The organism is Bacillus sp. TH25 (assembly GCF_016650935.1).
Classification (GTDB): Bacteria; Bacillota; Bacilli; order Bacillales; family Bacillaceae_G; genus Bacillus_A; species Bacillus_A mycoides.
Map to the genome: position 1 here is coordinate 1391216 of NZ_JAEKEU010000009.1, position 18574 is coordinate 1409789.

General features: G+C 32.8%; 17 protein-coding genes and 4 pseudogenes. 15 read left to right on the plus strand and 6 right to left on the minus strand.

The genetic code is table 11. The annotated features are described in order from the left end of the window. Positions 1–53 precede the first annotated feature (53 nt). Positions 54–674, plus strand: coding sequence for a response regulator transcription factor (locus JFT89_RS11435; RefSeq protein WP_201040003.1), 621 nt, complete (start codon positions 54–56; stop codon positions 672–674). Here JFT89_RS11435 and JFT89_RS11440 read toward each other — a convergent pair. Then, a pseudogene (locus JFT89_RS11440) lies at positions 654–977 on the minus strand (IS4 family transposase); the annotation flags it as partial. The gene JFT89_RS11435 and the pseudogene JFT89_RS11440 overlap by 21 nt on opposite strands. Before the next feature lie 151 nt (positions 978–1128). Beyond that, a pseudogene (locus tag JFT89_RS11445) lies at positions 1129–1542 on the minus strand (gfo/Idh/MocA family oxidoreductase); the annotation flags it as partial. Between the two features lie 375 nt (positions 1543–1917). Here JFT89_RS11445 and JFT89_RS11450 point away from each other — a divergent pair. Further along, entirely contained in the window at positions 1918–2511 is a 594-nt protein-coding gene (locus JFT89_RS11450; protein WP_274606660.1) for a hypothetical protein, read from the plus strand. Here the strand turns inward: JFT89_RS11450 and JFT89_RS30645 are convergent. After that, positions 2503–2709 (minus strand): annotated as a pseudogene (locus JFT89_RS30645) (acyl carrier protein); the annotation flags it as partial. The gene JFT89_RS11450 and the pseudogene JFT89_RS30645 sit on opposite strands and share 9 nt — an antisense overlap. Positions 2710–2747: 38 nt before the next feature. On the opposite strand from JFT89_RS30645, the gene JFT89_RS11455 reads away from it, so the two are divergent. Together JFT89_RS11455 and JFT89_RS11460 are read left to right on the plus strand one after the other, a co-directional pair. Next, entirely contained in the window at positions 2748–3401 is a 654-nt protein-coding gene (locus JFT89_RS11455; protein WP_201040027.1) for a CsxC family protein, read from the plus strand. A gap of 127 nt (positions 3402–3528) precedes the next feature. Beyond that, positions 3529–4816 (plus strand): annotated as a pseudogene (locus tag JFT89_RS11460) (BC_2427 family protein). Positions 4817–5185: 369 nt separating this feature from the next. Here JFT89_RS11460 and JFT89_RS11465 read toward each other — a convergent pair. Continuing rightward, positions 5186–5617, minus strand: coding sequence for a GNAT family N-acetyltransferase (locus JFT89_RS11465; protein ID WP_201040005.1), 432 nt, complete (start codon positions 5615–5617; stop codon positions 5186–5188). Between the two features lie 224 nt (positions 5618–5841). On the opposite strand from JFT89_RS11465, the gene JFT89_RS11470 reads away from it, so the two are divergent. Continuing rightward, positions 5842–6702 (plus strand): DegV family protein, encoded by an 861-nt coding sequence (locus JFT89_RS11470; RefSeq protein ID WP_002065867.1) that lies wholly within the window; start codon positions 5842–5844, stop codon positions 6700–6702. A 33-nt stretch (positions 6703–6735) separates the two neighbouring features. Here the strand turns inward: JFT89_RS11470 and JFT89_RS11475 are convergent, their stop codons facing one another. Beyond that, positions 6736–7170: an Lrp/AsnC family transcriptional regulator gene (locus tag JFT89_RS11475; protein ID WP_016095623.1), complete on the minus strand. Its 435-nt coding sequence runs from the start codon at positions 7168–7170 to the stop codon at positions 6736–6738. Positions 7171–7312: 142 nt separating this feature from the next. Between JFT89_RS11475 and JFT89_RS11480 the strand changes: the two genes are divergently transcribed. From JFT89_RS11480 to JFT89_RS11505, 6 genes are all read left to right on the plus strand, one after another. After that, positions 7313–8578, plus strand: a complete 1266-nt coding sequence (locus JFT89_RS11480; protein WP_016095622.1) for an APC family permease — start codon at positions 7313–7315, stop codon at positions 8576–8578. 137 nt (positions 8579–8715) lie between these two features. Continuing rightward, the gene (locus JFT89_RS11485; RefSeq protein ID WP_201040006.1) at positions 8716–10320 is read left to right on the plus strand and encodes a M3 family metallopeptidase; all 1605 of its coding nucleotides are present in this window, start codon (positions 8716–8718) and stop codon (positions 10318–10320) included. A gap of 13 nt (positions 10321–10333) precedes the next feature. Beyond that, complete coding sequence (locus JFT89_RS11490) at positions 10334–11035, plus strand: 5'-methylthioadenosine/adenosylhomocysteine nucleosidase (RefSeq protein ID WP_201040007.1); 702 nt, start codon at positions 10334–10336, stop codon at positions 11033–11035. A gap of 29 nt (positions 11036–11064) precedes the next feature. Beyond that, positions 11065–11739: an HAD family hydrolase gene (locus JFT89_RS11495; protein ID WP_201040008.1), complete on the plus strand. Its 675-nt coding sequence runs from the start codon at positions 11065–11067 to the stop codon at positions 11737–11739. 97 nt (positions 11740–11836) lie between these two features. After that, positions 11837–12295: a GNAT family N-acetyltransferase gene (locus JFT89_RS11500; protein ID WP_235622625.1), complete on the plus strand. Its 459-nt coding sequence runs from the start codon at positions 11837–11839 to the stop codon at positions 12293–12295. Between the two features lie 97 nt (positions 12296–12392). Beyond that, positions 12393–12890: a DinB family protein gene (locus tag JFT89_RS11505; RefSeq protein WP_002085004.1), complete on the plus strand. Its 498-nt coding sequence runs from the start codon at positions 12393–12395 to the stop codon at positions 12888–12890. A 42-nt stretch (positions 12891–12932) separates the two neighbouring features. On the opposite strand, the gene JFT89_RS11510 is transcribed toward JFT89_RS11505, so the two are convergent. Beyond that, complete coding sequence (locus JFT89_RS11510) at positions 12933–13349, minus strand: hypothetical protein (RefSeq protein WP_002085005.1); 417 nt, start codon at positions 13347–13349, stop codon at positions 12933–12935. Between the two features lie 121 nt (positions 13350–13470). On the opposite strand from JFT89_RS11510, the gene JFT89_RS11515 reads away from it, so the two are divergent. From JFT89_RS11515 to JFT89_RS11530, 4 genes are all read left to right on the plus strand, one after another. Then, the gene (locus tag JFT89_RS11515; RefSeq protein WP_000865958.1) at positions 13471–14118 is read left to right on the plus strand and encodes a response regulator transcription factor; all 648 of its coding nucleotides are present in this window, start codon (positions 13471–13473) and stop codon (positions 14116–14118) included. Beyond that, entirely contained in the window at positions 14111–15487 is a 1377-nt protein-coding gene (locus tag JFT89_RS11520; RefSeq protein WP_201040009.1) for a sensor histidine kinase, read from the plus strand. The genes JFT89_RS11515 and JFT89_RS11520 overlap by 8 nt, the downstream gene beginning before the upstream one ends. 135 nt (positions 15488–15622) lie before the next feature. After that, on the plus strand, positions 15623–17419 hold the full coding sequence (locus JFT89_RS11525; protein WP_033706894.1) for a Xaa-Pro dipeptidyl-peptidase: 1797 nt from the start codon (positions 15623–15625) through the stop codon (positions 17417–17419). 228 nt (positions 17420–17647) lie between these two features. Next, positions 17648–18409, plus strand: coding sequence for a class I SAM-dependent methyltransferase (locus tag JFT89_RS11530; RefSeq protein ID WP_002065881.1), 762 nt, complete (start codon positions 17648–17650; stop codon positions 18407–18409). The last annotated feature ends 165 nt before the right edge of the window (positions 18410–18574 follow it).

Consider the following 18574-nt stretch of genomic DNA (forward strand, 5'->3'; position numbering starts at 1 on the left):
CGCACAATATTTAACACAAATTATCTATAATATGAGCTTTTGGGGGAATAACCATGAAAATTATGATTGTAGAAGACGAAAAAACGATTAGAGAAATGGTGGGAGAAACAATAGAAAAATGGGGGTTTGCTACAATAAAAGTAGAAGATTTTGACCAAGTATTATCGGTATTTCTAAAAGAGAGTCCTCATCTTGTGTTAATGGATATTAATTTGCCGTCATTTGATGGATTTTACTGGTGTAATAAAATTAGGGAAACTTCAAAAGCACCGATTATCTTTCTTTCATCTCGTAATACACCGATGGATATAGTGATGGCGATGAATATGGGCGGAGATGATTTCATTAACAAACCGTTCCACACAGATATATTAATGGCAAAAATTAATGCGCTTCTTCGTAGGACGTACACGTATATAGAAGATATAGAGTTAAATGTTATAGAGCATGATGGAATTGTGCTCAACCTTAAAACCTACAATGTGTCTTATGCGAATGAAACGATTACGCTAACTAAAAATGAATTTATTATTTTAAAACTTCTCATGCAAAATAAAGGGACAGTTGTAAACCGGACAAAGATAATGCGCAGCCTTTGGGCTGATGAAAGATTCGTGGACGAAAACACCTTAACGGTTAGAAATTTGTGTTTATTCACATACTTTTTGTTCTAACAGTAAAGAAAAAATATGTTTTAAAAACAAAACTGCTTTCGCATTTAAACGTTTATTTAAGCCCTCAGGGCTGAGTAGAGTACCTGTCGCTGCATGAAGCCTACTACATAATCGAACTAAAGGATCACTTGCCACCCGTTGACTAATCCAAATACAAATAGTAGCTAAGTCTGATCCAGAAAACTTACGTTTTCGCTTTATAAATCCTAGTTCTCTTGCAAGTTCTTCTAAAAATACAGGTGTCACATATCGTTGTAGTTCTTCAGAAAATGATTGTAGTTCATCTTGAATCGAAATATTCATAAGAAAACGCCATCCTTTCTAATCTAGCTTTTTTAGAAAGAATAACGTTTTTTGGTACTTAGGGGTATTAAAATCGCTTGAGTTGATGGGAATGTATGGTGACCCCTATTACCCTGTATTTAAATACAAATGCCATTGCCTTTGCTTGAAATTATTTAGCTATTGTTCTTAATAATTGATCGACCAACAATTGAGATTTTAGACCTTCTAATCCATCAATTAGTGGTTTTTCATCATTTTGAATACAATCAATAAAATGCTGTACAGCATCTTCAAACCCTCTTTGCTTTAACGTTGTATCCCAAGAAGGAGAAAATGAAGTAGATAGGCTATTATTAGACTCAACTTCTAAAGTATTCATGTTCTTAATCCTTAAAATTGCTCCATCTGTTAATAGTTCAAGCTTCTCAAGGTTAGTACCCGCTTTTCTATGCATATCTGTAAAGAAAGGTACTCCTTCCTTAGATTTATAAACATGTCCGGCATATACTAGGTAATTCTCACTACTAATATTTACCGTTCCATGTAACACATCCAAATCACCATTTGCTAGCCATCTTACTGTATCAACTGCATGATAATTTTTAAAAACACGTTATTTCATAGTAAATAAAAAAGAGCACACATATAAGCATGCTCTTAGATAATTAAGCTTATGAGTGGCATCCCATACAATAACATATGCTTGTTCAGTAAAAAAGTGAAAATAGTTTTAACAAAAACGCTATTTGTGCGACACGTTTCCTTATAAGTGTGCAAACACGAAATAGGAGGGTTATCAATTTGATGACAACAACGGATTGACTGAAAGTAGGAATGAAAGCCGTCAGGTTGAGCTGAAACTACTTATCTGATACTCCTACATGCAAGGCGTGATAGTAGACGCAAATTGTATGAAGCTAGGTGAAGTCGGCTGAACAAAACCTAAGTGAGAAATCATATGCAAACGAAGAAAGATGTTCAAAGCTTTGCGAATGTTTTAATTGAAGAAGCTGAAGAAAAGAAACAAGTTGTTGAAGAACAGCCTGCTGCACAAAAAGAAGAGCCGAAACGTGAGAAAAAGCGTCATGTTCCATTTAACGTTGTCATGTTAAAACAAGACAGAAAGAAGTTAATGGAAAGACATGCGGTACGAACGAACGTAACGCAATCTACTGTGGGTGAACGAGTAACGGAAAAACCAATGCAGCAAGTAGCGGTAGAAGCTCAAGTGGAAGAAAAACCGATGCAGCAAGTGGTAGTGGAACCGCAAGTGGAAGAAAAACCGATGCAGCAAGTGGTAGTAGAACCACAAGTGGAAGAAAGTCCAGTGCAGCAAGTGATAGTAGAACCACAAATGGAAGAAAAGCCAATGCAGCAAATGGTAGTAGAACCACAAGTGGAAGAAAAACCAATGCAGCAAGTAGCGGTAGAAGCTCAAGTGGAAGAAAAGCCAATGCAGCAAGTGGTAGTAGAAGCTCAAGTGGAAGAAAAACCGATGCAGCAAGTGGTAGTAGAAGCTCAAGTGGAAGAAAAACCAATGCAGCAAGGATAAACCCAATTCATCTTCTAAGCCTTGTTCAATACTTACCAGTAAAGATACCAGTCCCAACGAATCTAAATACCCTTCCCAATCATAAAGATGTGCTTTCAAGCCTTTTTTAAGATCAATTTTATTTTCAAGACTTTCATTCACTTCTTCAACACAGCACCATACGATTTGAATAATTTTTTCTTTATTAGTATCTTCCAAGTAAATGCACTCCTTTTTATGAATCATTTTTACTATGAATATTTCCTTCAACACCATTAAGTGATGCTGCAGCAACACCAATTACTACTCCAGGAGCACCAATCGTAAAAATACCAGTTGTATTAGCGGAAAGAACAATTCAAATTGTTGTAGAAGCCGATGTTCCATTAGATCCTCCAGCAACTGAGATTAAACGTGTCTTAAAAAATGTATTTTTAACACAGGGTAAGTTAGTTCCTGTAGCATTTACTCCGGTAGTTGGTACACCTTACAACCGAGTTACAAGAGGAAAATTATTTGTACAAGGGTATATTCGTAAAAATATTGAATATGCAAATGATGAGTGTAATGGAGTTCTATATGACCGCATTGCAAATGTTCCATTTTCTGGTTTTGCAGATCTAACAGAAGCTGATTTTCTATCACTAGCTTTAATAGCTGCTTCTTCAGACACTACATCTCATTTTATTAATCCTAACAACGGCGATTTACCACGTTTAGATAAATACTTCTTCCAAAATTCAGTTTTTTATAACGAACAACCATATGTCGAATTAGTAAGTGCTCAATTTTTCGAATTAGACTTTTCACCTTGTCCAACAGAATTAAACGAGCCATTTGGAACTCTTCGTGAAAAAATTGTACTAGACCTTACTTTAAAAGTTTTACAAGTACAACAAGTACAAGTATAAAACTAAAAAGGCATTGTCTTTATTAAAAAGACAATGTCTTTTTTATTATTATAAAACATATATAATGATGAAATGGTCGCGTACAAAAAGCATATTTTTAGGAATTACATCAGATGGGGGGATGGTGATGAATAAGCCATGGGTTGGTAAAGAAATATGGAACAAAGTTTACAAATGGAAAATGCTGAATGTTCAAGATGATTCACGTGAAATAAGAGAAAAAAGAAAAGTAAAGATACAGAGTTAAAAAAGAAGATAAAGTAATTGGAATAGAGAAAGAAAATGAAAAAACTGAATCAAAAAAAGAAGATAAAGCAATTAAATCAGAGAAAGAAAGTGAAGAAACTGAATCAAAAAAAGAAGATAAAGCAATTAAATTAGAGAAAGAAAGTAAAGAAACAGAGTCAAAAAAAGAAGATAAAGTAATTGGATTGGAGAAAGAAAGTAAGGAAACAGAGTCAAAAAAAGAAGATAAAGTAATTGGATTGGAGAAAGAAAGTAAAGAAACAGAGTCAAAAAAAGAAGATAAAGTAATTGGATTAGAGAAAGAAGAAATAGCAATTGAATCAAAGAAAGAAAGTAAAGAGACTGAACCAGCAAAAGAAAATAGAGTGATTGGATTAGAGAAAGAAGAAGTAGCAAATGAATCAGAGAAAAAAAGTGTAGAAACTGAATCAAAGAGAGAAAGTATAGGTTTAGGATCAAAAATAGAGACTTCAGTGCATTCAATGGTAGTGAAAACTCCATTTTCTATTATTTCAGAAGTGTCTAGCTTTAAAGTATTTCCAAAAATAAATGTGAAAAATCAAGATGCATTTGTATTTCGAAATGAAAAAGATGCGGAGGGGCGTGAACTAGATTCTAAGTTATTAACTACAGTGCAACAGCATCATTCGGAGGCTTATTGTAAATTAGTTTCTTTAAATCTTCATGAAAAGAGAGTGCTTGTTGAATTATATAATCAAAAAGTCAAAGGGAATATTGAAGAGAATCGGGTAGAGACATCTACATGGATACCTATCCACAGTATAATATTAGAGAGTGAAAATGGGGGAGAAGTAAATAATTATGTAACAGCCAGACTACCAATAGAAATAGGAAGATATAAAGGTGAAATTAGTTTACGAGAAAAAGTGGTGTTTACAGAAAAAGTCATAGGAATAAAAGAGGTGGAACAGGAGATTGTTTTGACAAAAACCGAATTTTTAGTACCAAAAGTAAAAAAGAATGGACAAAATAAATTTACAGTTGAAAAAGGGAGCTTATTGGTAGAAGGATATATATATCAATGTATTGAATACATATCAGAACAAAGTACATTTCATGATAATGTATATCAGTTAGTACAAAATATTGTATTAGAATTAATCATTCAAGTGATACAAGAACAGGAAGTACAAGTGCGAATTACATAAAAATGATTATATTCCCTTGATTAGCTGATTATTTTTATTCGTAGCATATCGATGCTTATTCTTTTGTAAATCATTCAGTGCTATAGAATATCCTCCATACGGTTTATCCTCAATGAATTCATTTTCATATTTATGAAGGATGATATTGTTGCTAGCTAGGATAGTTACTTAATTGTATGAATTTCTTCAGGTTTATGTTTTAAAAAAGTGCTAACAAGTTTGTAAACGTTCTTGCTAACACTTATTTAAAACGGCCATAAAATTGGCGTAAATGTTGTTTGATTAATGAAGCTAATTAAATAACATAGATAATTACATCTTATAACCTAGGGTGTAATATAAAGTATATTCACTCCTTTTTTACAAAACTCACAATTTAAATAGTAAAACATGTTTATCGTAATTTTCCAAACACCAATTATATTTTTTTAGAATAATTGGATGGACAACTTCATTCGTAGTATTAACTTCAGTAAAGCCGTATTTTTTATAAAAACTTTCTAGTTCTTCAAAAGGAAGACAATACACATTTTGTATTTGAAATTTTTTCGCAGTTTGTACTAAAAATGAGACAAGTTCTCCAGCTAATTGTAGACCCCTGAATTTAGGGAGAATAAAAATCCCACCCATTTCAATAGTGTCTTCATCTATTTGGACTAAACGTCCAACACCCGCGTACGCATTGTTGTATGTAATGATCGCAACTGTATCCCGCTTTAAATCACTTCGTACAAACCCTATCGATTCATATTGATTATTAATCCATTCTAAATCATTTGATGTAGCCAGTTGAATACTCATATGTATCCTCCTTCAGAAAACTTTTACTATTTCCGTTATACATAATATAATATCAGGAAAAAAGTGGTTGGAATGGAATGATTTTTATTAACAGTTCAAGTTTTGAAGAATAGTGCATACAATATAAAGTGTTTTCCTTTCTTCATTTAAGTTTTACGTATATAATTTAAAAGTACTATTTATATTTTATTTTTTTATATTTATAACAGAATAGAGGTTTAAAAATGGGTGTTAAAATCATTACGGATAGTGCGGCGGATTTACCGGTAGAATTGCTGCAAGCATATGATATTGATTTAATTCCACTCCGTGTATATGATGAAGCAGAAACAGAGTATTTAGATGGGGTTACATTAAAATCAGTTACATTACTGCAAAAAATGAGAGAAGGCGCAGTTTATAAAACGTCATTGCCTTCACTTGAAACATTCCAAGAAAAATTTGTTTCCTATGCAAAAGAAGGTAACCCTTGTATATATTTAGCTTTTTCATCTGAATTGTCTGGTACATATCAATCGTCAGTTCTCATTAAAAAAGAAGTGACAGAAACATACACTGATTTAGATTTAGAAATTATCGATACAAAATGTGCCTCACTCGGTCAGGGTATTGTCGTATTAGAGGCTGCAAAAATGGCAAAAGAGGGCGCATCAAAAGAAGAAATATTAAACCGTGTCGCTTTTCTAATGGAGCATATGGAGCATATATTCACTGTAGCTGACTTACAGTACCTTGTTAGAGGTGGACGTTTAAGTAAAGTAGCCGGTTTCATCGGTGGTTTGCTAAACATTAAGCCAATCTTAAATGTGGATGAAGGAAAACTTGTACCACTTGAAAAGGTACGAGGGAAAAAGAAAGTATTAAGCCGAATTGTTGATATTATGGAAGAGCGCGGAAAAGACCTTAAAGATCAAACAATCGGTATGACTCACGGTGACGACTTAGAAACAGCTGAAGCATTAAAAGCATTAATTACTGAAAGATTCGGCTGTGAGGTATTTATCGTAAATACAATTGGTGCAGCAATCGGAGCGCATACAGGACCAGGTGCGTTAACATTGTTCTTCTTAAATGAAGTAGAGTAAAGGATTGATCTTTTGATCAATCCTTTTTTACTTTTAATCTGTGACAATTGGTCGATATGGTATCGGTGATGATAAAATCATCGAAGTTTTCACTGTACCAAACGGAATAACGATATCAATTAATTCCTCTAATTCCTTCATAGAATGAACTGCTACTTTTAAGTAATAGCTACTTTCACCTGTTACTCGGTGACATTCGAGTATTCTGTATTCTTCGTATATTTTCTCCTCGAATTTTTTGCATGGAATCTTTAAATTTTCGATTCTTAAAAATGCCTGAATTGATTTACCTATGGCATCTAGTGATATCCGAGCTGTATACTTTTCAATTATTCCTGCATCTTGTAACCTTTTTAGTCTTTCTGTAACACTAGGGCGGCTGAGGTGTAAATGCTCAGTCATTTCTGTAATTGTCATCCTGGCATATTCTTGTAATAATAGGGTTATTTTCTTATCGATCTCATCCATTAATCATGCTCCTTTGCAAAACTGAAAGTAAACTTCTGAAATACATGCATAATATAAAATCTAATGCTAAATTACATACACTATTGAATGTTGAATAGACTGATAACTTTCTATAATTAAAATATAAATGGAGGTGCATGTAATGTCTAATCATTTCAAAGAAACAATTTCTATTAAAAAGGGAACAGCTTTATACGTCGGAGCTGTTTTAGGATCAGGAATACTTATTTTACCTGGTATGACAGCGAGTGTAGCAGAAGGGAATGCGATTATTTCTTGGTTAATTATGATTTTACTAAGTATTCCACTTGCATTTACGTTTGCTTTTTTATCAATTGAATATCCGAGTGCAGGTGGAATCGCGACTTTTGCAGAAAAGGCTTTCGGTAAAAATATAGGAGCAATGATAGGTTGGTGTTTTTTTATTGCGGGTAGCGTTGGGCAAATTGTTGTATCGATGACTGGTGGAATCTATATAGTGAGAGTATTTGCTTTACCATCATATTACACGTACATTATTGCGCTAATTATATTGAGTATTTCTATTGCTTTCAATTTATTCGGATTAAAAATGAGCGGTTTATTTCAAGTATGTATCGGTGTATTAACTTTTTTTATTTTAATCGTAACAATTATAAGCTCACTACCTTATATTGAAATGAAAAATATAAATGTACATATTTCTATGAAAGCAGTAAAGCCGATTTTAGATGCGTCATTATTAATTTTTTGGTCGTTTTTCGGTTGGGAAGCAATTGCGAGTTTAGCTCCAGAATTTAAAACGCCTAGAAAAAGAAATATTATTTTGTCTACGGGATTTGCGATTATTATTATTGGAGTTTTATATATTGGTATTGCATTATCAGTAATCGGAACGAAATCTTATCATATTAATGCTGATAATACTACAGCTCTAGTGCTTGTAATCAAGCAAACATTAGGTGACCAATTTGCATGGTTAATTGGATTTGTAGCTTTTATTATTTGTTTAGGGACAACAAATGCATTTATCGCAAGTATGGGGCGTTTAGGCTATTCACTAGGAAAGGAAGAAGTTGCACCTCGTTATTTAGCAAGTATTAATGTAAAAAGAGCAGCGCCAACAAATGCAGTAAAAGTTGTAGGTTTTATTGCGATAATAGGTTTGTTAATAAGTTTCGTTTTTCATATTAGTATAGATAGAATCGTATTAATACCGAACTCGTTAGGGATTGTTACATATATAGTCGGTACTGCGGCCGGAATTAAGTTAATAAAGAATAGGTTAGGTAAAATTTTTTCTATAATAGCTTTTATATGTTGTGTAGCGGTTTATCCCTTTGTTGGAGGAGTCATACTTATTCCAATACTTGTAGCTTTAGCGTCTTTATGCTATTTATATTTTAGAAAAGGTAGACTTGTAAATTAGAGGGAGCAGAATAAGGAATGTTAAAATGTATTCGTTTAAGTTTTAATATTTAGATATATCTTAATATTTGAGATTCATATATAATTATGGAGGGATTAAATTGTTGTAACTATTTGTAAAAATAGGAGGCTATTAAAATGAATAAGCTTATACATGCTCCAACTAACTGGGATTTATGCAGGCTATATTCTAATGAACAAGATCTTATATTTTCTATAGAACAGTTAAAAATAGAATATAAAGCAACAAAAAATCCGGTAATCCTCTCACAACTTATTCAAGCTATCGAAAAGGCGGAATATTATTTGTATTGCCGTTCCACTGAAGAGGATGTACAACCTGAAAATGCTTTACTAAGTGTAAAAATAAATCAATTAAAGAAAGAAGTTCAGCTATTAATAGAATCTAGTAAGCAACAAGATACTAATAATTTAAGTATTAAACTAATAGAAAATGAACTAAAAGCTTGGGAAGATATGTACATACAATTACGGAATAAATTAGAAATAACTCATGATAAAGAGACTTTATCTTTTGGACAAGCGAATTATGTTGCGATGAATAGTGATGATCATAATGAAAGGTTCAAAGTATTCGATTCTCTTACAAATACTTTGAATAAGGAAAAAGAAATCTTTGCTACTGTTTTTAATCAAATAGGAAGATTACGTAATACGAAAAGTAATGAATTAGAAAGGAGAGAAGTTCTAACCCAATCCCTTCAAATGAATGGCATTTCTGAAATTGTATTATCACAAATGTGGGATGCAACGGAATCTAAACTTGATAAGCTAGTAAGTGCTTTAAACGCTTTTAAAAAGGAAAAGAATTCGATTACATGGCATGAACTGATGACAGTAAAAGAGAATAATGAGTCCATTATTCCTTTTTCAGTAGCAGTACAAAACATATATGATGCATTTAAAAATATAAATGAAGAATTAGCAGAATTTGCACGGAATGCAATAGCAAATGGATGGGTAGATGCGGAACCAAGAGACAGTAAACCACCAGGTGGATTTTGCGCTCCTTTTTTCAGTGAAAAAGAATCGCGAATCTCTATGCGTTATGACGGAAGTATCGATAGTGTAAGAGTACTTGCTCATGAACTAGGACACGCTTGGCATTTTTATGCTATGAGTCTTGAACAATCTACAACATTTTTAGATGATTATCTGCCAATGAGTACAGCTGAATCAGCGTCTATTTTCTTTGAGATGGTACTTGTAGATCACTTAATAAAAACAGCAGAATGCACAGAAATGAAAAAGTCATTGCTTAGCTGTAAAATTAGAAATAGCTTTAATTATGTTATGGCAATTCGTGCATCGTTTCAGTTTGAAAAGAGTTTTTATGAAAAAAGTAAAGAAGGTCCTATAAGTGCTGATGAAATTGAGAAATTATCTATAGCCGCGCAAGAAAAGGCATACGGGAATGCACTAACAGAATATCAGCCGTTTGTTTGGATGAAATACGTTCAGTTTTATATAGCAGACGTTCCTTTTTACAATTATCCATACACATTTGGGTATTTAGCGAGTTTTAGTTTAATCGAAATAGCAAAGGAAAATAAAAATGCATTTCATTTGAGGTATAAAGAGTTTTTACGAGAAACAGGAAAGGCCCCAGTTGAAGAATTGATGAAAAAACATTTTGATATTGATCTAACAGAGTATGAATTTTGGAATAAAGCTTTTATGCAAATTCATAAAGATATTGATGAATATTTGCAAATTAATTAAGGGGACTACATATATGAACAGAATCGGTATTATCGGAGCAATGCAAATAGAAATAGACTTACTATTAGAAAAACTACTTATTAAAGAGGAACATACTATTGCGGGAATACCTTTTTATAAAGGAAACTTCATGGATACAGAAATTATTATTACGCGATGTGGTGTAGGAAAGGTAAATGCCGCCGCATGTACCCAAATTTTAATTAATAAATTTGATGTGAATTCTATCATTAATACAGGTGTTGCGGGTGGATTACATCCGGATGTGAAAGTTGGCGATCTAGTTATTTCTACAAATGTTACGCATCATGATGTTAGTAAAAGTCAAATGAAGAATTTATTTCCGTTTCAAGAAGAGTTTCATGCAAGCGATGAATTAAGAGATTTAGCCCGAAAAGCTGTTAATAGTAGTAGTTTAAATATTACTGTTCATGAAGGAAGAATCATCAGCGGAGAATGCTTCGTCGAGGATTCAAAATTAAAGGAGCAATTAGTCACTGAATATGCACCTCATTGTACAGAAATGGAAGGAGCGGCAATTGGACATGTTGCTTATATAAATGACATACCATTTCTAGTTTTGAGATGCATTTCTGATAGTGCAGATGATTCAGCGCAAGTTTCATATGATGATTTCGCGAAAACCGCAGCGAATTATTGTTCAGAAATTATTGTTGAGATGATTAAACATATTTCGAGTAAAACTGTATTGTAATTAATACGTAAAGAATGGGAGAGTATAAAATGTTACAAGTACTAATTTTTGATATGGATGGAACTTTATTTCAAACAGATAAAATTTTAGAGTTATCACTAGATGATACATTTGATCATTTACGGTCACTACAATTATGGGATGCGGAAACACCTATTGATAAATACCGTGAAATTATGGGTGTACCTTTACCTAAAGTTTGGGAAGCTTTATTACCGAATCATTCTAATGAAGTAAGGGAACAAACAGATGCATATTTTTTAGAAAGACTAATTGAAAATATAAAGAGTGGAAATGGTGCTTTATATCCGAATGTAAAGGAAGTTTTTAGTTTTATAAAAGAAAATAATTGTTCTGTTTACATTGCTAGTAACGGCTTAACGGAATATTTACAAGCAATCGTATCTTATTATGATTTAGACCAATGGGTTACGGAAACATTCAGTATTGAACAAATACACTCGCTAAATAAAGGTGACTTAGTAAAAAGCATTTTGATGAAATATGATATAAAAGAGGCAGCGGTAGTTGGAGATCGTTTATCGGATATTAACGCTGCAAAAGATAATGGTTTAATTGCGATTGGATGTAATTTTGATTTTGCACAAGAAGATGAACTTGCTCATGCTGATTTAGTAATTGATGATTTAATGGAGTTGAAGGGCATATTACCAGAATTGAAGAATACTTACATAACAAATTGAATAAGTTTACATTCAAATGAATGCTCGAGATGATATATTCTTGGGCATTTTTATTTTTCAAAAAGATACATTTGGATAGAGAAAGTGGGGGATTAAACTGGAAGATATACAAATTAAGCAGATTGAAGATTTGTTTAAATATGAGATCAATCATCTTGTTATGGAAAGTAAAGAAGAAAGATTTAACTTCTTAATAAAACTAATAAATGAATATGAAAGTAGAAGAAATACATTTAGTAAAACGGGTGAATGTTTATATGGCATTTTTCGAGGTGATACGTTAATTGGAATTGGGGGATTAAATCAAGATCCGTATACGAAAGATAATAAGATTGGCCGATTAAGAAGGTTTTACATTGCAAAAGATTACCGGCGGAAAGGATTAGGAAGGTTACTGTTAGGGAGAATCTTAAGCTATGCAAAAATCTATTTTACTATTGTTGTCTTACATACAGATACAGAACAGGGGGATCAATTTTATACTTCGAGTGGATTTGTGAAAGGGAAAATGTATGTAGGAACAAGCCATTATCTAGACTTAGATAAAAGGATGTAGTGAATTATTATTTGACCTTAAAAGGAACGTTCGTTCTACCTTGTGTAGATTTATGGTATAATTTATTTGAATCTACTATTAGAATGGGGATTAGATGATGGGAGAAAATAAAATTATTAATGATTTTAAAGATTATTCAATGTGGATAACCACATTGAAAGGTATGAAAGAAGAATTGTGGACAGCGCCAATATCAGAGGGGAAATGGACTATTGGTGAGATTGTATCTCATATTATGAATTGGGATGACTATCTTTTACGTGAGACATTATCATCAGTGAGAGATGGACAGGGAATGGAGTTCCCTGACTTTGATACATATAATAAACTAGCCTCTAATTATGCAAAATCAGGTATATCTAAGATAAAACTTCTTGAAGAAGCACAAGCTAAAAGAGATTTACTTGTTCAAGAGCTTAACCGACTGTCTATTGGAAAGCTAAAGGAACATTTAACTGCCAATGGAGTATCATATTGTCCTCATACTGGAATGCCGTACTCTCTAATATATATTATTAAAGAATTCGTAGATCACGATAACCATCACAAAAGGCAGATTATTAATTTTTTAAATGAAAATCAAGTTGTTAACTGATAAAAAAGATCCCGCGAATGATACTTGCGGGATCTTTTTTAATTATAATTTAACATTCATTTGTTTCAATAAACCCTTCGGATCACCTTTTACATAATAAAAATGGGGATTATTCTCATCATCGTAAAGCATAATGTAAGGTTTTTCATTAAGTGGGAGAAGGATGAGTACTTCATCGATTGTTGTATGTAACCATTGATTTGTAATAGGAACAGGTTTCGATAATGGGATTTTTATCATATGTCCATCTTTCGGAACGACATTTAAGTTTTTAAATGGACCAGTAATTGATTTTGCGTATTGAACTGCTTCTTTTTGAATGGCTGAATCTAAAGATTGTTTTTGGACCACCATTTCTTTTTTACAATCAAATACTTCAATTTGTTTATTTGTATTTGCGAACGCATTTGTTGATAATAAAAAGAAGAGAAGAGTAATGACTCCTATTTTTTTGAACATGAAACAACACCTCACACTTACTATACCCGCAAACGTTATAAATATTTTTATGTCACATTGATGTAACAAAGAAGTTGTATGATAAAATTGATAGTTGTTTATAAGTAATGGAGGAAATGTAATGAAAGTATTAATCGCGGATGATGAACAAGATATGCTGAAAATTTTAAAAGCGTATTTTGAAAAAGAAGGCTTCGAAGTTTTATTAGCAAAAGATGGAGAGGAAGCACTTCAAATATTTTATGATGAGAAAATTGACTTAGCTATTTTAGACTGGATGATGCCGAAAAGTAGTGGTATTACTGTCTGTCAGGAAATAAAAAAGAATTCGAGTGTAAAAGTATTAATGCTTACGGCGAAAAGTGAAAGTGAAGATGAATTAGCAGCTCTTCAAAGCGGGGCAGATGAGTATGTGAAAAAACCATTTCACCCAGGAGTGCTAATTACGCGAGCGAAAAAGCTTGTACAGCATGAAGATGTTATTCAAGTTCAAGATTTAAAAATAGATTTCACCAAAAATAAAGTATATAAAAACGAGAAAGAATTAGACATTACAAAGACAGAATTACAATTAATAAAATGTTTTTTAAATCATAAAGGCACGATTTTAACGAGGAAAAAGTTGTTAGATATCGTCTGGGGGTTTGATTATTTTGGGGAAGAGCGAACGGTTGATACGCATGTAAGAAGATTACGTAAAAAAATAGGAGAAAATATTATAAAGACACATCGCGGTTTAGGATACAGTTTGGAGGAAGAGTGTGAATAAACTCGGTAAAAAGTTATTTTTCAGCATCTCTTTAACAGTCATCCTTATTTTTGCCGTCTCTTTATTATTAATTAACTATTTTTTACCAAAATATAATGTGCACAAAACACGCGAAAGCTTAGAAGGCATTACAGCGCAAATCCAGTCAATACCGCGTAAAGAGCTGGATGATGCTATAAATCGTATTGAAAATGAAGGTAATGTTACGATTGCTTATACATCAATAAATAGTTCAGAAGATGCTATTAATGAAGAATTACGCATGCAACTTACAAAGAAGAGAGTTGCATTGAATAAACTTTGGATTACAAAAGAAGAAATTACGAAAGTGAAGAACCTCGGACAATCGAATAAAATATATGATCAAGAAAAGATAAAATCTAGTTTTTTTGCGAAATACATTGCGAAAGATGATATGTTGATTTTAGTAGGAGTTTCTATCGCACATTCCAATGAAGTAATTAAAACGCTTAACTCATTTTATTTATACATTTTGGGATTCTCACTATTTCTTATTATCGTGCTCGTCTGGATTTTTTCAAAAACAATCACTACACCACTGAATGAATTGAGTGATGTCGCAGAAGATATTTCACGCCTGAAATTTAAACGGACGAAAGTTAAAACGAATGATGAAATAGGTGATTTAGCAAATAGTATAAACATTATGAGTGATAAATTACATGAAGCACATCAAGATTTAACAGATCGAAATGACCACTTAAAACGATTTATGGGCGATGTAACTCATGAATTAAAAACACCAATCGCATTAGTAAAAGCATATTCTATGGGAATAAAAGACGGTTTAGATGATGGCACATATGTTGATACAATCATTAAACAAACAGATCAAATTTCAAATTTAATTGAAGAGTTATTGCGATTCTCTAAACTAGAAAGAGATATTTTACAAAAAGAAGAATTCCCTATTGAACCACTAGTACAAAGTATAATAGATAAGCATAAGATTGAACTGGAGTCGAAAGAAATCAAGTTGCAAGTGAACTATAGTGTTGGTGAAACGATTGTTTATGCTGATTTAAATAAAATGAGAATGGTCTTTCAAAATTTAATTTCTAATGCGATAAAATATACAACGAATCAAAATATAAAAATCACATTAGAAGAGAAAAATGGCATTGTGTATTTTCAAATTCAAAATGGTATTGCTGCTGAGGGAATTAAAGAGATAGATAAAATTTGGGAGCCTTTTTACGTATTGGAGTCTTCACGTAGTAAAGACAAATCAGGTACTGGATTAGGATTAGCGATTGTAAAGAGTATTTTAGAAAGACATGGCTTTGAATACGGAGTTTCGGTAGAAGATGGAGAAATACAATTTTATATGTATATAGAAAGGAACTAATTGTTATTAGTTCTTTTCTATTATCTTGAAAGATTCGGATATTTTACAAATTTCTCAACTTTCCACGAAATATAAACTGAATTTTCTGCATTTTTAATGTATAGTAAAAGAAGGAATATATGGGGAGGGAAGGGCATGAGGAAAAAGAAATTAGCAATAACACTTTCAGCTATATTATCTTTAACAATTACTTCAGGCATTTCTAGTATGACTGCACATGCAGAAAATAAGGAAGGGAGCTCTGTAAAAGGGAGTGATATTAAGTTAAATGGTCAAATTTCAGAAGCTGTAACTCCAAACACAAAAATTCAATTGGAAAATGGGATGACAAAACCAATCTATTCTCTTGATGAAGCAATTATTGAAAATTTATTCGTAGAGACAGAAGTCGATAGTGATAGAGATGGTAAGAAAGATCGAGTATCAATTAAAGTTATGCGTCCAAAGACAGAATCAAATGTAAAAGTTCCTGTTATATATGAAATGAGTCCATATCGATCAGGATTAAAAGATGTTCCTGTTTATAATGTTGATGAAGAATTGTATGCGTATGAAGGAAAACCGTATGCAGCGGTTAATCTTGGTTCATACGGCAATTATTATGTTCCAAGAGGATATGCAGTTATTTTAGGCGAAAGCATCGGAACTGGAAAATCAGATGGATGTCCGACAACCGGAGATGAACAAGAAATACTAGGGACGAAGTCTGTCATTGATTGGGTAAATGGGCGTGCAAAAGCATATACAGAGGATGGTAAGGAAGTAAATGCAAATTGGTCTTCGGGAAATGTAGGAATGACAGGAGTTTCTTATAATGGTACGTTACCAAATGCTGTCGCAACGACAGGAGTGGAAGGGTTAAAAACAATTATTCCAATCGCAGCGATTAGTAGTTGGTATGATTATTATCGTGCAAATGGGGCGGTTATTGCGCCGGGTGGTTATCAAGGAGAAGATACAGATAATATGGCTGAAGCAGTACTAACAAGAAAGAACCCTGAAGTTTGCGGGCAAATTATTAAAGAACTAACAGCTGGACAAGATCGTAAAACAGGCGATTATAACGATTTTTGGGATAAACGTAACTATGTAAAAGATGTTAAGAATGTGAAGGCTAGTGTGTTTGTTGTTCACGGTTTAAATGATTGGAATGTAAAAACGAAGCAGTTCTCACAGTGGTGGGAAGCTCTTGGCGAAAATAATGTTCCTCGTAAAATGTGGTTACATCAAGGTGGACACGGCGGAACATCAAGTAATAACTGGCAACAAACCCAAAATAAATGGTTCGATTATTGGTTATATGGAATTGAAAATGGAATTATGGATGAACCGATGGTAGATGTACAACGTGAAAATAAATCGTGGCAAAAAATAAAAAATTGGCCAGATCCAGCAGCTGTACCATCAAAAGTCCGTATGTATTTAAGTAATAAAGCAGTCAATCTACCATTAAGTATGGGATCAGTAAACAATGTTTTCTCATTAGTAGATGATGCCAAAATAAAGTCAAATCAACTAGTAGAAAACCCTGAGTTAGAAATAGCGAATCGATTAGTATATACAATGCCTGTACTGCAAAAAGATATGCGAATAAGTGGTACGCCTAAAATTTCAATAACAGGAAATATTGATCGATCTGTTTCAAATTTAACAGCTTTACTTGTTGATTATGGCGGAGCGAGGCCTGAAATTGTAACGAGAGGTTGGATGGATCCGCAAAACTTAAATAGTATAGAAAATTCAACAGCGATTCAACCTGGTAAAGATTACACATTTACATGGGACATGCAGCCAGATGATTATGTATTTAAAGCAGGGCATCAAATGGGGGTCGTTTTAATCGCAAGTGACTACGATTATACAATTAGACCGAAAGCGGGCACGAAGCTTACGGTAAAATTGAGTGAAGTAACATTGCCGATTGTGAAATAAATAGTTTTTGATGAAGAGCTTACTATAGTAAGCTCTTTGTTTATAATCAGAATTTTTAACTTTGATATGTTCAATCGCGAGGTAATATTATACAATGCAAATATATTACATGGGAAGTGAGTGATAAATTATGACAGTCAGCTCTTTCGAATGCTCATTAAAATTTGAGGTACGGAAAGATTAAGTAAATTAGAATCTTCCGTATACATAAAACGGGGGAGAAAATAAATGTTCAGTTTTTATAGTACACTTTGTACGGAACTTTATAATTACACAAAACCTGTTGGTTATTCTTTAAATGGTGATATTGAGTATTACCAAAAACGTTTAAATAATTGTGAGGGCAGAATTCTCGAAGCAGCAGTAGGCTCAGGGCGTGTCATTATACCACTTCTTGAAACTGGTTTTAAAGTTGATGGGATAGATTATTCGCCTGAAATGCTAGATTCTTGCCGTATGCGGTGTAAAGAGAGAGGCTTGCATCCTAATTTATATGAAGGAAGCTTACAACAATTTTCACTGCCACATAAATATGAAGCGATAATAATTCCTACTGGATCCTTTTGTTTAATTGAAAATCGTGATGATTCTATAAATGCTCTGAAATGTTTTTATCGACATCTTAATCTAGGCGGGCGTTTAATTGTAGATCTTGCGCTTCCATATGACTGGAAGACGGGTGAGATTCATACATCGACTTTTTCCTTGCCAAACGGGGACGGAATTACATTAGAAAATAAATCAATTGAAATAGATTGGCTTAACCAAGTAACTGTATCATATTTAAAATATGAAAAATGGAGTAAAGGACAGTTAGTACAAACTGAACTACAACGTTTTGCAATGCGGTGGTATGGAATAGAAGAGTTTAAACTCCTTTTAGAAAGTATAGGTTTCACTGACATTACTTGCTCTGCTGACTATGTTTATGAAAAGCAACCGTCAAATGCAGAACAAATTATTACTTTTGAAGCTGTACGAAAGGAATAATATAGGAATTATTCATGAAAATAAGGCAATCGACACAACATCGACTGCCTTATTTTCAATTTTAGGATATGTTTTATTTCATTGTTTATAGAGAAAGGTCGGAGGAAAACAAATGAAATTCATCTTAATATTTGGCCCGCAAGCAGTCGGGAAAATGAAAGTCGG

Excerpts from the sequence above, each read along its gene's own strand:
- JFT89_RS11510 (WP_002085005.1), bottom strand. The coding sequence starts at position 13,349 with ATGTTCAAAAAAATAGGAGTCATTACTCTTCTCTTCTTTTTATTATCA.
- JFT89_RS11435 (WP_201040003.1), top strand. The coding sequence starts at position 54 with ATGAAAATTATGATTGTAGAAGACGAAAAAACGATTAGAGAAATGGTG.
- JFT89_RS11515 (WP_000865958.1), top strand. The coding sequence starts at position 13,471 with ATGAAAGTATTAATCGCGGATGATGAACAAGATATGCTGAAAATTTTA.
- JFT89_RS11530 (WP_002065881.1), top strand. The coding sequence starts at position 17,648 with ATGTTCAGTTTTTATAGTACACTTTGTACGGAACTTTATAATTACACA.
- JFT89_RS11480 (WP_016095622.1), top strand. The coding sequence starts at position 7,313 with ATGTCTAATCATTTCAAAGAAACAATTTCTATTAAAAAGGGAACAGCT.
- JFT89_RS11505 (WP_002085004.1), top strand. The coding sequence starts at position 12,393 with ATGGGAGAAAATAAAATTATTAATGATTTTAAAGATTATTCAATGTGG.
- JFT89_RS11475 (WP_016095623.1), bottom strand. The coding sequence starts at position 7,170 with ATGGATGAGATCGATAAGAAAATAACCCTATTATTACAAGAATATGCC.
- JFT89_RS11525 (WP_033706894.1), top strand. The coding sequence starts at position 15,623 with ATGAGGAAAAAGAAATTAGCAATAACACTTTCAGCTATATTATCTTTA.
- JFT89_RS11450 (WP_274606660.1), top strand. The coding sequence starts at position 1,918 with ATGCAAACGAAGAAAGATGTTCAAAGCTTTGCGAATGTTTTAATTGAA.
- JFT89_RS11465 (WP_201040005.1), bottom strand. The coding sequence starts at position 5,617 with ATGAGTATTCAACTGGCTACATCAAATGATTTAGAATGGATTAATAAT.
- JFT89_RS11470 (WP_002065867.1), top strand. The coding sequence starts at position 5,842 with ATGGGTGTTAAAATCATTACGGATAGTGCGGCGGATTTACCGGTAGAA.
- JFT89_RS11495 (WP_201040008.1), top strand. The coding sequence starts at position 11,065 with ATGTTACAAGTACTAATTTTTGATATGGATGGAACTTTATTTCAAACA.
- JFT89_RS11485 (WP_201040006.1), top strand. The coding sequence starts at position 8,716 with ATGAATAAGCTTATACATGCTCCAACTAACTGGGATTTATGCAGGCTA.
- JFT89_RS11490 (WP_201040007.1), top strand. The coding sequence starts at position 10,334 with ATGAACAGAATCGGTATTATCGGAGCAATGCAAATAGAAATAGACTTA.